This is a genomic window from Pseudoalteromonas sp. SG43-8, assembly GCF_014164245.1.
Classification (GTDB): domain Bacteria; phylum Pseudomonadota; class Gammaproteobacteria; order Enterobacterales; family Alteromonadaceae; genus Pseudoalteromonas; species Pseudoalteromonas distincta.
In genome coordinates, this window is record NZ_JACJEX010000003.1 from 1 (window position 1) to 15,487 (window position 15,487).

The following is a 15,487-nucleotide window of genomic DNA, read 5'->3' on the forward strand; positions in this document are numbered from 1 at the left end:
ACTAACTAACTAACAATATCCCACGCACTTGTACCTGATGCAGAAAGATTGCTGGTGTTATTACGTAATACTTTATTGCCTACATTAACTGATGACTCAGGACGGCTCACTAAATACCCCTGAACTGAACTCACACCCATTTTTTTAACAAGCTCAAACTGCCCTATTTCTTCAACGCCTTCAGCTACAATTTTAAGGCCCAGCTTTTGTCCAAGCTCACTAATTGTATTTAATATATCGTTATATTTTTGGCTTTTATTGGCTTGAGCTATAAACGAGCGATCAATTTTAATAACATCAATTGGTAGATCAGCTAATGTACTCAACGAGCTAAAACCTGTACCAAAGTCATCAATTGCAATAGTGATGCCTTCTTCTCTTAATCTACTTAGCTCTTTAATTATTCTAGGGCTGGCTTGAATAAATGTTGATTCGGTAATTTCAAGCATTAAAGACGTCGCCGGTAAGCCGGTTTTTTTTAGCTTCTTCATTATCCAATCATAAATATCACGGTGCTTTAACTGAATGCCCGAAACGTTAACAGATATTTTTACTTTGCGCATACCTGCATTATGCCATGCAGCCATTTGCCGACACGATTCAAGCATAATCCAATCGCCAAGCTCTAATATTAAATTCGACTCTTCTGCTATTGGAATAAATTCTGAAGGTGGGATCATACCTTCAACTGGGTGGTCCCACCGGGTAAGCGCTTCAAAATAATCAATCATACAATCTTCAACATGTACAATTGGCTGAAAAGACAAGTAAAAATCTTTACACGCGAGCGCTAAACGCAATTCTTCGAGTAAATAATGGTAACGGCGCATTTTGTTACCCATTTCTGGCGAGTAAACTTTAAATATTCCCTTACCATCACTCTTAGCTCTGTACATAGCAACATCAGCTAATTGTAAAAGTGCTTGTGGGGTTGACGCGCTTTCTGGGTAAGCTGCAATACCAATACTGGCACTAATTTTTACTATTTTATTGCCAAGCACAAAGTCTTTTTCAAGCTCACTTAGTACGTGCTTCGCAATGTCAACAACTCTGTCGCTATCATCAAGTAGTTCTATAAATATGGAGAATTCGTCTCCTCCTAATCTTGATAAGTTTTGCTCTAATTGATTAGCGCTATTAACATTACTTAACTTATGGTGACGTAAAACATTTGCAAGTCGACTGGCCACTTGAACTAATATTTCATCACCAAAACTATGGCCAAATGAATCATTTACTTGTTTAAAGCCATCCAAGTCGATAAATAGAAGCGCACATTTGAGATCTTCCTGATTAGCATGATTTATTTGTCTGTCTATGTGTTCAATATATGCATGGCGGTCAATTAACAGCGTCAGTTTATCTTGACAAATACTTGTTTGAGTTTGTTTTACATAATTAACTACGTGTGAATTTAAGCTATTTATAGATTGACTTAAGCTGCTTACACCTAATGGGTTCTCTGCCGGTTTAACTTGTAGGTTAAATGCAGTAAGTAAGCTATTGGCTTGGCGGTTGAGCTCCGCTATTTGATTTTTATAATGACGTTTTCTACGTTCTCTACGTAAGTAGATACCTGAGCCAAATATCAATATACATAAAAATAAAAAGTTCATGGGTGATGAGAGCGTCATCATGATTAACTTATTAGAATCAGCGGCTACAAATTGGGTATCAGTGGTTTTAATAAGTAAAAAATCAGCTGTTGGCTGCTCAATTATATAATGGCCATTTAAAATGGGATTATACCAAGGAGCCATATCAAGGGAGGTATTCGTGATCTCGAAACTTCGTATATCAATATTAGTCTGAAATAGATTTATACGGTTGATCTGATTAGTTAACTCTATGTTTATGCAGAAACAAAATAGAACTATGATTAAGAAAATAAAACCGAGCGGCTTAAGTTTATTCATAAAAAAAATCCATCTATTTTGCTTCTCCTATCAAACCTATTACCAAAAGCGGATTATATCGCTTGCATTTAGTACTACGCAAGCATTGATATAATCCTAAGCCATTAGAATAACAAAAAATTGTAACGATAATGGATTAACTAACTATATCTACATATAGTATAGGTGGGATTAATAAAAATAAACAAAAACGTTTTAATTGTTTAAAATTTAATACATACCGTCAATAAGCTCTATAATTTTTTCTTCCGCATTTATAAATTTATCCAACCCACCACCCGTGCGATAAGATGCTTGTGCTATTTTTTCATTTGTTTCAACATCTTTTACCCATATATTTGCGTATGCCATATATAGTGCTAAATCCCAACGCCAATTTGCTACATAGTAAGCCACGGCATTACAACCAGTAGTATCTGAATCAGATAATTCAGTCTGATAGTCTTGGTGTTTCAATACGTAGTTAGCTGAAATAACTCGAGTTTCTACCTCATGCTTTGCAAAACCTTTTTTCATCGCATCAATAACACCCTCTTTAACAGCCTTATGTTCAGCAATACACACTGTTTTAGGTTTGTTTGTTTCAAAGCGAGTAATGTCTTGCTTGGCCGCACAACCCGCCAAGGTAGCAACCATTGCTGCTGCAACTGTTATTTTTAAAGTTTTCATATTTATTCCTTTTTTTTTAATATTTAAAGCTGCCATGCATAGCTAACTTTTGTAAATAAGGTACGTTGATCCCGCTCAATATTTTTAAGTGAATCGTCTTGGTAACCTCTATCTGAGTAACCCAAATAAAACAGTGTTTGCGCATTAATTTTATATGAGTAAACAAGCTGACTACCATAGTCTTTGTTAATTTGGCTAACTTGATAAAAGTAGGCATTTTCGTCTCTATCAATATCTTCAAATTGTAAAATAAGCTTAAGAATTGAACGCATACTAAATTTATAATGAAGCATAAAATCAACTAAGTTAGCTGTAAATACACGCTCCCCTTGTGGGTTATCTAATTGGCTGTAGTTATGTTTTACATCGAGCTGCCAATGGTCGTTAATGTCCCACACCATTTGGGTTTGGGTGTCAAACGCATCGCCTAATTGCTCATTTGCATAATCAATGCGGCTAGCGTATTCAACATATAATGATAACTTTAAATCTTTAGTGGGTTTAAAGCCCGTATAAATGTAACCAATATTTTGATTATAAAAATTGTCATTATAATTTTCATAACGGTGTACTAAACCAATTTCAAAAATAGATTGTTTTTGACCTTTAAAACTCAAAAAGCCTTCGTACTCTTCTTCAAGTAAGTCGCCATTTTGCGCCCACGTTTTATCCCAGTCAGCTTCGTATGACCATGAGGTAAGTAAATCAGACTCATCTCTGTACCATGTTTGTCCGCCACCAAAGCCTACTTTTTCATAATCGACTTTAGCTTGATAACCTAAATCAGTGCGGTAGTCCTGCCCAATATTTTCATAAGATGCAAATAATTTGTAATCACGTTTATCGCGGGTAAGTTCTAGAGCATAAGCTTCATCTGATTGAGTTTCAGATAAGTTATAGTTTTGAATTAAAAATTCAGAGTTACGAGTATCAGCAGATGACACTTGATACAAAAGAGTATCCGATTGATTAAACCAGTAGGTACCATCCACTGATAATACAGTGTTGTGATAGTCATCACTTTCTCTGTGCGTGCTTGAAATACCAATAGTACCTTGCTGACCTAAGTCATATTGATAACGCCCTGCGGCTGCATTCGTTTTTTCGTTTAAGCTTGCAAAGCCAGAGCCCTGATTCGTTGGCAGTAAAATATTACTATTGTCGTCATCAGCTAGCATTAGCGCATAACTATGATCACCCGTTTTACCCGTCAGCTTTGCACCTAAAGTAGGCTCTGCAATTGTACGTGTGTATAAAAGCTCAAATAAGCTACTTTTAAAGTAAGAAGCACCATCTAAAAAGAAAGGACGTTTTTCAGCGTAATAAATTGAGAAGGTTGTATTTACATCAAGCTCTAAAGAGTCAGTTTCTACTTGCGAAAAATCAGGATTAATTGTCGCGTTTAAAACAGCATCTTTTGTTAAACCCCAGCGTAAATCTAAGCCCACTTCAGTATCTATATCACCCTTATCCCAATCACCTGGCAACGCAGATTTATTATCGTTACGCAGTGTGGTTAATGTAGGTGTTAATTGGATATTTTTACTTGATTCAATGTCACTAAAGCCAACTAACTTATCAAACTGGCAAAGGCTGCATTTCACATTTCTATCAAACCCCATATTTGATAGCTGATATAGCACATCACGTTGATAGTTTCTCATTACAGAAAAACCCCACGTTAGCTCATTTTGATTTTCGGGGAAACGTAGTGCCTTAAAAGGAATACGCATTTCAACAACATAACCTTGTTCGTTAATTTGCCCTGCGCTATCCCAAATAGCATTCCATGAGGTATCAGAGCTCCAGCCATCAGTGTCTGTCATTCGTATATCGCCTTGCGCGCCCAGCGGGTTCACATGGAATTCATAACCACTGCGTTCATCATTAAATGTATCAATAACAAGAATAACTACGTCGTCTTCCCATAGCGTATCGCGATCACGAAGTGATGCACGAATTTGTTCAGGGTTTGGATCCTCTGCAATAAAGGCAACATATAAGTTTGTGCCATCTTCGTAAATAAAGGCATCAGTTTTTACAGGAGGTGTGCCTTTTTCGTTAGGCTCATCTTGGTAGAGTAGAGGTATACGTGTCGCATTTTGCCAGTGCGCTTCATCCATAACACCATCAATAGTGATATTTGAATCAATACGAGATAAGGATACTTGCTGTTTACTAGCCGCTACATCAAGGCTTGAGAGTAATAAAACGAAACTTAAAAATAGGAAGGTAAATTTTTTTATTATAGTTATAAAGTACTGCATAAACATCCATTTAGACTGTAATTACTCATAGGGAGTAACTTAAGCTGGAGATTGTAATTTATCCAGGTACATTTGTTAATACTTTGAAATAAAAAATTAACTATTTAATGATAAAGGAGTAACTAATTGTTACGTATTATGTTTCGAGTAGTTTAAGTTTATCGTCTATGCCATTCCATACATCAGCGTCCTCTGGTGCAGGTTTAACCTCTGTAATGCGCGGCCAGACCAGTGCAAGTTCAGCATTCAATTCAGTAAACTCTTTTTGAGATTCTGGTAATTCATCTTCTTGATATATAGCATCAGCTGAACACTCAGGGACACATAAGCCACAATCAATACAATCAATCGGGCTAATTGCTAAAAAATTAGGGCCTTCAAAAAATGCATCTGCTGGGCACACTGATACGCAATCGGTGTACTTACATTTTATACAATTTTCGGTGACAACAAACGCCATACTATTTTAATACCTAAGATTTTGAACAACAGTTGTGGATCATACCCATCCACCCCAAAAATACAATAAATAAGTGCCATATCAGGCTATTTTAACGTAAAATGCGCGCCTAATGTTTGCACACTCGTTGTGCCCTACATCCCCTTATTGTGAGCGGTAATAATACCCCGCTATGACACCTAAAAGAGATATAAATGATACGTTTAACCGAAATAAAGCTGCCACTTGACCATGACGAAGACGCAATTGGTCAAGCAATTGTAAATAAACTAAAAATCCAACCTGAACAATTGCACAGTTTTAATGTGTTTAAACGTGGTTATGATGCACGTAAAAAATCAGCTATTTTACTTATTTATACACTCGATATAGAAGTTGATAACGAAGCCGAGCTACTCGCCGCATTTGAAAAAGACCAACATGTAAAAGTAGCGCCAGACACAAACTATAAATTTGTAACCCACGCCAGCGAAAATATAACAGAGCGCCCTGTTGTTATTGGTTTTGGTCCTTGTGGTTTATTTGCGGGCTTATTACTTGCTCAAATGGGCTTTAAACCCATTATATTAGAGCGCGGTAAAGAGGTACGTGAACGTACAAAAGACACGTTCGGCTTTTGGCGTAAACGCACACTTAATACCGAATCAAATGTACAATTTGGTGAAGGTGGCGCAGGTACATTCTCAGACGGTAAGTTATACAGCCAAGTAAAGGATCCAAAACATTACGGTCGTAAAGTCATTACTGAATTTGTAGAAGCAGGCGCACCCGATGAAATTTTATACGTAAGTAAGCCACACATTGGTACGTTTAAACTTGTCACCATGATTGAAAAAATGCGCGCTCGTATAATAGAACTCGGCGGCGAAATTCGCTTTAGCACACGTGTTGATGATATTCATTTAGATGACGGGCAAGTAACAGGTTTAACGCTTTCAAATGGCGAGAAGCTAAACACTCGCCATGTTGTATTAGCCGTTGGCCACAGCGCACGTGACACGTTTGATATGATCCACAAAAAAGGGATTTATGTTGAAGCAAAGCCATTCTCAGTCGGTTTTAGAATCGAACATAAACAATCAATGATCGATGAATGTCGTTTTGGCACAAATGCAGGAAACCCAATTTTGGGCTCTGCCGATTATAAACTTGTTCATCACTGTGACAATGGCCGTACAGTTTACAGCTTTTGTATGTGCCCAGGTGGCACAGTAGTCGCTGCAACCTCTGAAGAAGGTCGCGTTGTTACCAATGGTATGAGCCAATATTCACGAAGTGAGCGCAACGCTAACAGCGCTATTGTGGTAGGTATATCACCAGAGCAAGATTTCCCTGGTAATCCACTTGCTGGAATAGACTTACAACGCAAACTTGAAGAGCAAGCGTATGAGCTTGGTGGTAGCAACTACGATGCACCAGCACAGTTAATTGGAGATTTCTTAAAAGGTAAATCATCTGCAGACTTAGGTGAAGTACAACCCTCTTACACACCTGGTATTAAGTTAACTGATTTGAGTAAAGTGTTACCACAATTTGCAATTGATGCTCTTCGCGAAGCGATACCTGCGTTTAATAAACAAATTCGTGGTTTTTCAACTAACGACGGCTTATTAACCGGTGTTGAAACGCGTACTTCGTCGCCTATTAGTATTAAGCGCGATAAAACATTCCAAAGTATTAACACCAAAGGGCTTTACCCTGCAGGTGAAGGTGCAGGTTACGCTGGCGGTATTTTATCAGCGGGTATTGATGGTATTAAAGCAGCTGAAGCAGTCGCACTGTCTATGTTAGAAAGCGCTTAAACCTCTTTTTTAAGCTGTTTATCGAAAAGCCTCACTTTGTGAGGTTTTTTTGTGCTAAATGTATAGAAAATAATAACAACTCAAGCACCTCAACAATGATCAAAACATTTACCTTTTCGTTGCTCAGTGTATTAGCAATTTTTAACGCTAAAGCACAGGAGCTAAAAACCATCAATGAAATCCACACTGCATATAAAAATAACTCTATTAATGCACAGCAACTCACCCAAAATTATATAGACCGAATTAATAAACTTAACCCACAATACAATGCAGTTATTAGTATTGAGCCTACAGCGATTGCTCAAGCTAAAACGTTAGATGAACTTGCCGCCAAAGGCACTTGGGCAGGTCCATTACACGGAATACCTGTACTTCTTAAAGATAATATAGAAACGAAAGGCACACTTCCCACAACGGCTGGCTCTTTAGCACTTAAAAATAACGTTACTAATAATGATGCTTTTGTTGTTAAACAACTACGTAATGCGGGCGCTATAATTTTAGGCAAAGCTAATTTAAGTGAATGGGCAAATTTTCGTTCATCTTACTCATCTTCAGGCTGGAGTGCCGTAGGCGGACAAACACATAATGCGCACGATGTAACACGTAACCCATGTGGTTCTAGCTCAGGCTCTGCTGTGGCAGTCGCACTTAACTTTGCGCCTATAGCATTGGGGACTGAAACAGATGGTTCAATTACGTGCCCTGCCTCAGTAAATGGAGTTTATGCAATAAAACCGAGTATGGGCCAAGTATCACGCTCAGGCGTTATACCTCTTTCAAGTAGCCAAGATTCAGTAGGGCCGATGGCGCATTCACTTAAAGATGCACTGCTAGTTTTATCAGTTTTGCAAGGTGAAGACTCTCTTGATGCAACAACTACAGGGTTTAAATTAAAAAAAGGTAATCTAAAATCAAAACCATCACTTATTATTGGTGCGCTGCCTAGCGACAAATTTACAATTGAAACGCAGCGCCTTTATGCCAAGCAGTTACAAGCATTAAAACAGGCTGGGCACACTATTATTAATGTAGATATTACTGATAACTTAGATACGCTATTTGTTGATGAATACTATATTTTACATTATGACTTCAAAGCCGAAATTAATCATTACCTCGCAAGCACTCCAACACAAGTGGCTGTTAGAAGCCTAAAAGCACTTATTGATTTTAATATTCAAAATAAAAATACAGAAATGCCCCACTTTGAGCAAGATATACTAGTTCAATCGCAGGCTATTGATTTAACTAACAAACAAAAATACCAAGAGACTAAAGAACGCTATCGCACTTTAGCAACGACAGCCATTGCCAATGTATATAAAAACAACAAGCTTGATATTGTTATAGCGCCTACAGTATCACCCGCCTGGAAGACAGACTTAGTTAATGGTGATAATTTTAATGGCAGTAGTAGTTCGTTATCTGCTATTGCAGGCACAACTCACATAACTCTGCCGGTAGGCAAAGTAAGTGGTTTACCGGTTGGTTTGTCCATAATAGCAAATAAAGAGGGCGAGCAAGCGTCTTATGTATACGCAAATATTATTGATGAGGTGTTATCATCACGCACAAAAAAACCTGAGTAAACTCAGGTTTTTTTAAACTAAACGGCGTTAACTATGACTTTTTAAGTGACAGTTTTTCGCCTTTTAAGCTTTTACGAACGCTTGAAATACGTGAGCGATTTACTGCTCTCGCTTCACCGGTAGCTTGTCCTGATAACTTGTTAGAACGTGTACGGCGTAAATGCGCTGGTTTTTTACCAATTTTATCAATTAGTACTTCACGGTTACTTACTTCGTAACCTTCTAAATATACACGTTTGATTTTTTGACCGATTAACGTTTCAATTTCAAACAAAGTGTTTTCTTCTTCGCGGCTAACAAATGAGATTGCTTGACCTTGGCGACCAGCACGACCTGTACGGCCAATACGGTGAACGTAATCTTCTGCAAGCCAAGGTAAATCAATATTAATAACACGAGGTAAACCATCAATATCAATACCGCGAGCAGCCACTTCTGTAGCTACTAATACACGTACTTTGCCTTCTTTAAATTCACGTAAAGCACGACGACGGTTACCTTGAGATTTGTCACCGTGGCAAACGCCTGCCGGAATACCATCAAGGTTAAGCTCTTTAACAAGCTCGTCAGCTGTTTCTTTCATGTTTACAAATACAAGCACTTGTTGCCAGTTTTTCTTACCAATCAATTCAGAAAGTAGTTCTTGCTTACGACGCTCTTCAACAGGGTAAACAACATGCTCAACAGTACTTGCTGTACTGTTAGTTTGATCAACACGCACTATTTCAGCTTGTTTTAATACTTTAGATGCAAATTGTTTAATTGCTGCAGGGAAAGTAGCAGAGAAAAGTAAAATTTGGCGCTCTTCTGCACAGCTTTTAATCACGTTTTGCATGTCTTCAATAAAGCCCATATCAAGCATACGGTCGGCTTCATCAAGAACAAGGTGTTTTACACTTGCAAGGCTTAAGTTACCTAAGCGAATATGATCAAATAAACGACCTGGTGTTGCAACAACAATATCTACACCTTCTTTTAAAGCATTTGCTTGGCCGGCGGTACTAACACCACCAAATAAACTAACGACTTTAAGTGATGTATGCTTTGCAAAATCTCTAAAATTATTTGCAATTTGTTCTGCAAGTTCACGCGTTGGCGCAAGTACTAACGCATGAGGTGCATTCGTTGTGCTGAGTTCAGACTCAACCAATTTTTGGATGATAGGTAAAGCAAACGCGGCAGTTTTGCCGGTACCAGTTTGTGCACTGGCTAAAACGTCTTTACCTTTACGAACAGCAGGGATTGCTGCGCGCTGAATGGGCGTAAGAGTGTGATAGTTAAGTTCGTCCAACGCCTGGATGATTTCAGGAGCGAAACTAAAAGATTTAAAATTCATGCTGTATAACCTACGGCCACATTATCAAGGGTCGCAAATTATACAGCAAAAACGAGTCAACAGTTAGTCATTAGTTCTATTTTAACGCGTTTAATCTGCTTTATAACGTTTAAATATTAAAGAGGTGTTAATACCACCAAACGCAAAGTTATTACTCATCACATAATCGGTATTAATCTCACGTCCTTGATGCCTTATGTAATCAAGCTGAGCACATTCGTCATCAACGTTATCTAAATTAATTGTTGGTGCAAACCAATTATCAGCCATCATATTAATGCTTGCCCATGCCTCTATTGCCCCACAAGCACCTAATGTATGCCCCAAATAACTTTTTAACGAGCTAATAGGTTTACTACCCAATGCTTTAAACGTTGCGTGAGACTCGGCAATATCACCTTTATCTGTTGATGTACCATGAGCATTAACGTAACCAATTTTTTCTGGTTCTAAATTAGCATCTTGTAGTGCCATTTCTATCGCTAGTTGCATTGTTTTTGATGTTGGTTGAGTAACGTGCTGTCCATCAGAATTACAACCAAAACCAACCACCTCAGCTAATATTGTTGCTCCGCGCGCTTTTGCATGTTCGTATTCTTCTAAAATAAGAGTACCCGCGCCTTCGCCTATCACTAAGCCATCACGATTTACATCAAAGGGACGAGGTGTTTGTTTTGGTGTGTCATTTTTTGTAGATGTTGCATAAAGCGTATCAAATACTGCAGCCTCTGTGATGCATAATTCCTCCGCTCCACCAGCCACCATTATTTTTTGTCGGCCAAACTTAATCGCTTCATAGGCGAAGCCTATTCCTTGAGATCCCGATGTACAAGCAGAGCTTGTTGTTATAACACGCCCTTTTAAACCAAAAAACACACCAACATTTACAGGGGCAGTATGCGCCATCATTTTAATGTAACTCGTGGCTGTTACACCTGACATCGACCCCGTTTCCATCATATTTGCAAAGGCGAGTAGTGGCTCAGTAGAGCCCGTAGATGAGCCATACGCTATGCCCGTAGAGCCATCAGTTAGACTTTCGTGCTCTAGTAGTTTGGCTTGTTCAAGTGCGCATTCAGTAGCACGAGTTGACATAAGTGATACTCGCCCCATTGAACGGATTTGTTTTCGTTTGTAATGACTTGGTCGCTCAAAGTGTTTAACTGGCGCGGCTAAACGGGTATTGAGTTCGTCAGCTATATCCCACTCTGGCATAGTAACAACCGCATTTTCGCCTTTAATTAAGGCTTGTTTGAATTCAGACCAATCATCGCCCAATGCAGTGACCACCGACATCCCTGTTACAACAACGCGTTTAATCAAACCATACCACCATTAACCGAAATCACTTGGCGTGTTATGTAAGCTGCATCATCAGACATTAAAAAAGCAACTGTTCCCGCAACTTCTTTAACGCTCCCCATGCGTTTAAGGGGGATCATTTTCATCATTTCATCAATAGGTAATTCATCAGTCATCGCGGTTTCTATTAAACCAGGTGCCACACAATTAACTGTGATTTTGCGTTTTGCCAATTCTAATGCAAGTGCTTTAGTAGCTCCAATAATACCGGCTTTTGCTGCACTATAATTTACTTGACCTCGGTTACCTGCAATACCTGACACCGATGACATTGTAATTATTCGCCCACCTTTACGGCTTTGTACCATAGGCATTACAGTTGGGTGTACTACATTATAAAACCCATCAAGGCCTGTACGTATTACACAATCCCAGTCTTCCCCTTGCATAGCAGGAAATGCCATATCGTTAGTAATACCTGCATTACACACCACGCCATAATAAGCGCCATGCTTAGCTATATCTTCTATTATTTGTGCTTTGGCTTGCTCTCTGTCGCATACATCAAATTGTAATAAACTGGTAGCTCTACCTAATGCATTAATCTCATCGCATGTTACTTGAGCTTGCTCAACACCGGCTCTGCAATGCACAGCAATATCAAACCCTTGCTCAGCAAGTTTTAACGCAATAGCTTTACCAATACCACGGCTTGAACCCGTAACTAAAATTCTTTTTGTCATTGATTTTCTCTTATAAATTCCAACGGGTTTTCAGGCTGAAATACATTAATTTTTGCTTGGCAAAGTAGAGTTTCACACGCGAGTATTTGGCATTCAAATACACTTAAACCTGACTCTTCTTGATATAGCTTTTTCACTTCAATAGTCAGCTTACTGCCGTTTTTAAAACACGGTTGATAAGTTTGATATTTTCGCGTGCCAATTAAAAAACCAATTTTTACAGGTTTATTTTCATCATTCGCTAACGCACCAGCGTAAGCGGCAATAGACTGCGCCATGTACTCAACACCAATATAGCTAGGTACGCCGTTAATTGCAGGACTAAAAAAAGGGCTTTGCTCAGTGATAGTAACGCCGCATTGAGCTTCATCTTCGCTGTGTGTTAAAAGGCTATCTATTAAAATCATAGGCGCATCATGCGGGACTACTTGCTCTATAGGGTAATTAGTCAACGTTAACTCCCAATATTAAGCTGGCATTATTACCGCCAAACGCAAATGAATTAGATAAGCAGTATTTAAGAGCGGGCTTAAACGCTTGTTTTATTATTTTTATATCAGCCAAATCACTGCCTTCTTTAATCGCATTATACGGCAGCATATGTTGGCCGCTGTCTTTTAATAATAACCAACATATACCGGCTTCAATGGCACCTGCAGCACCAAGAGTATGTCCTGTTAAATGCTTACTTGAGCTAAGCGGGGTATTGTTGCCAAACACGCGATTAATTGCAAGTGCTTCCATTTCGTCATTTTTTACAGTAGCCGTACCGTGAGCGTTAATATAATCAATATCACCACAGGATAACTTTGCGCTTTTTAGTGCTTTTTCCATTGAGGCTTGGGCGCCCATCCCATTAGGATCGGGGGCTGACATATGATGCGCATCTGAGCTTTCGCCACTGCCTAGTAACATAACGCCGTTATTTGTTATTGGCGTATTTTTAGTCATTACAAATAAAGCGGCCCCTTCACCAATATTAATGCCGTCTCTGGTGCTAGAAAAAGGCTGGCATAAACCCGAGCTTAAAGAAGCGAGCGAATCAAAGCCATTAATTGTTAATTGGCACAAACTATCTGCACCACCACAAATTACCACATCGGCTAAATCAGTATTTAGCAAAGCTCGAGCGCTAATTAACGCTTTAGCGCTCGACGTGCATGCAGTAGAAATACTGTAACAAGGGCCTAGCGCCCCTATTTTATGTGCAATGTAATGAGCGGGTGTTGCTAGCTCTTGATCACTGTAACTAAAGTCACCTGGCCAGAGTTTTGTACTTTCATAGCTTTTACGCGCTCTTTCACCATCATGAATACCTGATGTACTAGTACCCATTACAATTGCGATACGCGACTTATCAATATGCGAAAGTTTATCTAAGGTGGGCTTAATCTGCTCTAAAGCTAAATCAATAAATGTATTGATACGTTTATTATTTGATAAAGCAATAGACTGAACTTGCCCGACATACAGCGGTGTTTTCTCAGCACTTAAATTTTTATTTAAAGTTAATAAAGGAGTTGCAGGGTTATATTTATTTAAGTTTGTTATGGTTGCATCTTGGCCTATGCCCATCGCACTCACAATGCCTAAATCATTCAGCCAATATGTCACTGTTCTACCTTTTTAAATGTTATTTGATACTGATGTAAAATATTGTTCAAGGTTGTCGACTCATCACTATAGTCAATAGCGATAAATGTACCATCATCGTTAAATACCTCCCGATTAGAGCCAACCTGCTCTATTAAAGCACCCTCTAACTGCTTTTGTAAAAATGCTACTGGCCAATGTACTAATGCAATATCCGCCAAAATATAATGAGGGTCTATCCCTTCTACCGCCAGCATATTTCTTGTTTTTACTGGGCCATTTAAAGGTTTTTCAAGCTCCATAATTGGAAAGCCTTGCACTGTCATTAACAATAACTTAATTGCACCTTTGTCATTTATAGCTAATTGGGCAAATACAGTGTGTGTGTTTTGCTGATTCGTAATATACAAAACTTGCTGCCAAGACTTATTAAACATTTGTGCTGGTACACTATTAATATTTAATTGAATATTAGGTGATAGATACACTTTATTTTTATATGCTGTAAAACTCGTACATGCGCTCAATACAGCAAATATAAATACACTACACACCGCATACTTAATTAATTTTGACATAACTGAGCCAACACATTTAAACGGCGTTCACTTTGTGCAACAAATGGGTTATTCGTATCCCATGCGTAACCCGCTAAAATAGCACTGATCATTTCTCGCACCTGAGTATTTTGTTCAGAGTAAAATATCACATCCTGAAAACGCGTATCGTACCACCCTGTTACAAATGTTCTAAAACAATCGACTCCAGCTTGTAATGGCTGTGCGTAGTGAGCGTCAAAATCGACGACTTCGTTTTTTAAATAGCGATCAACAAGTGGGGCAATTAAATTTGCAGATTTGAGTGCGATTGTTACACCTGATGAAAATACCGGGTCTAAAAATTCCCCCGCATTACCCAATAAAGCAAAGTGCTTACCATATAACTTACTCACATTTGCCGAGTAGCCTTTTATATTTTTTGCTGGAGTTAATAACTCACGCTGTGCTAACAGTGTTTTTAAATAAGGGTCTTGCTCTATAAATTGATTTAGTAAATCGCTAGATTCATCATCATTAAAACGCTCTGACTGCGCCACAACCCCAATACTCGCAGTACCATCACTAAAGGGAATAAGCCAATACCACACGTCTGAATATTGAGGGTGTACGGTAATCAAAATTTTATTTCGATCGAAGCTTGTATCACTAATATTGTCTTTAAAGTGACTAAAATAAGCGCTTCGAACAGGAAAGTTAGAAGGAAGCTCTAAATCTAACAATTTTGGTAATACACGCCCAAAGCCACTTGCGTCCAATACAAATCGGGCATTAACGCGATAAGCTTGCTGCTTCTCATTGTGTACCACTAATGATGCACCATTTGGCTCATCACAGTAGTCAACCACCGTGTGCTTATATCTGATTTCTACGCCTTGTTCTTGTGCTTTGTCTGCTAATAATTTGTCAAAGTCGGCTCTTTTCACTTGATACGTAGTGCCTGGGCCTTTAGTAAATTTTTCAGTGAAATTTATAGTTGTATTTTGCTCTGCCCGATGAAAAGCAGCGCCATCTTTAAACTGAAAACCTAAAGCCGCTGCATTGTTATGTAGTGTATCGATTAAGCCCGCGTCTTCTAAGTACGCCATACATTGCGGCAGTAAGCTTTCACCAATTGAAAAACGTGGAAACGCCTGCTGTTCAAGTACCAGTACCCGCCATCCCTTTTGAACTAAAAGACTACTAGCCAATGCACCAGAAGGCCCAGCGCCAATAACAACAACATCGTACTGCTCAAGGTTATTCAA

13 protein-coding genes are annotated in these 15,487 nt (G+C 38.7%); 2 read left to right on the top strand and 11 right to left on the bottom strand.

Translation table 11 applies throughout. The annotated features are described in order from the left end of the window. Nucleotides 1-5: 5 nt before the first annotated feature. The 4 genes from H5122_RS07590 to fdxA all read right to left on the bottom strand — a co-directional run bounded on the left by H5122_RS07590 (nt 6) and on the right by fdxA (nt 5,312). A complete protein-coding gene (locus tag H5122_RS07590; RefSeq protein ID WP_370659492.1) occupies nt 6-1,760 on the bottom strand; it encodes a putative bifunctional diguanylate cyclase/phosphodiesterase in 1,755 nt (584 codons plus the stop codon). A gap of 366 nt (nt 1,761-2,126) precedes the next feature. Further along, on the bottom strand, nt 2,127-2,621 hold the full coding sequence (locus H5122_RS07595) for an Sbal_3080 family lipoprotein (protein WP_223231588.1): 495 nt from the start codon (nt 2,619-2,621) through the stop codon (nt 2,127-2,129). Next, nucleotides 2,609-4,852: a carbohydrate binding family 9 domain-containing protein gene (locus H5122_RS07600; protein ID WP_182681655.1), complete on the bottom strand. Its 2,244-nt coding sequence runs from the start codon at nt 4,850-4,852 to the stop codon at nt 2,609-2,611. The genes H5122_RS07595 and H5122_RS07600 overlap by 13 nt, the downstream gene beginning before the upstream one ends. A 136-nt stretch (nt 4,853-4,988) precedes the next feature. Then, a complete protein-coding gene (gene fdxA, locus H5122_RS07605; RefSeq protein WP_002958626.1) occupies nt 4,989-5,312 on the bottom strand; it encodes a ferredoxin FdxA in 324 nt (107 codons plus the stop codon). 194 nt (nt 5,313-5,506) lie between these two features. Between fdxA and H5122_RS07610 the strand changes: the two genes are divergently transcribed. Then, nucleotides 5,507-7,114, top strand: a complete 1,608-nt coding sequence (locus tag H5122_RS07610; protein ID WP_182681654.1) for an NAD(P)/FAD-dependent oxidoreductase — start codon at nt 5,507-5,509, stop codon at nt 7,112-7,114. Nucleotides 7,115-7,209: 95 nt separating this feature from the next. Beyond that, nucleotides 7,210-8,709 (top strand): amidase family protein, encoded by a 1,500-nt coding sequence (locus tag H5122_RS07615; RefSeq protein WP_182681653.1) that lies wholly within the window; start codon nt 7,210-7,212, stop codon nt 8,707-8,709. A 31-nt stretch (nt 8,710-8,740) separates the two neighbouring features. Here H5122_RS07615 and H5122_RS07620 read toward each other — a convergent pair whose 3' ends face one another. The 7 genes from H5122_RS07620 to H5122_RS07650 all read right to left on the bottom strand — a co-directional run bounded on the left by H5122_RS07620 (nt 8,741) and on the right by H5122_RS07650 (nt 15,487). Next, nucleotides 8,741-10,045, bottom strand: coding sequence for a DEAD/DEAH box helicase (locus H5122_RS07620; protein WP_002958629.1), 1,305 nt, complete (start codon nt 10,043-10,045; stop codon nt 8,741-8,743). A gap of 90 nt (nt 10,046-10,135) precedes the next feature. Then, nucleotides 10,136-11,365, bottom strand: coding sequence for a beta-ketoacyl-ACP synthase (locus H5122_RS07625; protein ID WP_182681663.1), 1,230 nt, complete (start codon nt 11,363-11,365; stop codon nt 10,136-10,138). Further along, nucleotides 11,365-12,090, bottom strand: coding sequence for a 3-oxoacyl-ACP reductase FabG (gene fabG, locus H5122_RS07630; protein ID WP_002958631.1), 726 nt, complete (start codon nt 12,088-12,090; stop codon nt 11,365-11,367). Before fabG ends, H5122_RS07625 begins: the two co-directional genes overlap by 1 nt. After that, nucleotides 12,087-12,542, bottom strand: a complete 456-nt coding sequence (locus H5122_RS07635; RefSeq protein WP_165722742.1) for a hotdog family protein — start codon at nt 12,540-12,542, stop codon at nt 12,087-12,089. Before H5122_RS07635 ends, fabG begins: the two co-directional genes overlap by 4 nt. Then, entirely contained in the window at nt 12,535-13,704 is a 1,170-nt protein-coding gene (locus tag H5122_RS07640) for a beta-ketoacyl-ACP synthase (RefSeq protein WP_182681652.1), read from the bottom strand. The genes H5122_RS07635 and H5122_RS07640 overlap by 8 nt, the downstream gene beginning before the upstream one ends. After that, nucleotides 13,701-14,261 carry a DUF3261 domain-containing protein gene (locus H5122_RS07645; RefSeq protein WP_182681651.1) on the bottom strand — a complete coding sequence of 187 codons (561 nt, stop codon included), beginning with the start codon at nt 14,259-14,261 and terminating at the stop codon, nt 13,701-13,703. Before H5122_RS07645 ends, H5122_RS07640 begins: the two co-directional genes overlap by 4 nt. Continuing rightward, on the bottom strand, nt 14,249-15,487 hold the full coding sequence (locus H5122_RS07650) for an NAD(P)/FAD-dependent oxidoreductase (protein WP_182681650.1): 1,239 nt from the start codon (nt 15,485-15,487) through the stop codon (nt 14,249-14,251). Before H5122_RS07650 ends, H5122_RS07645 begins: the two co-directional genes overlap by 13 nt.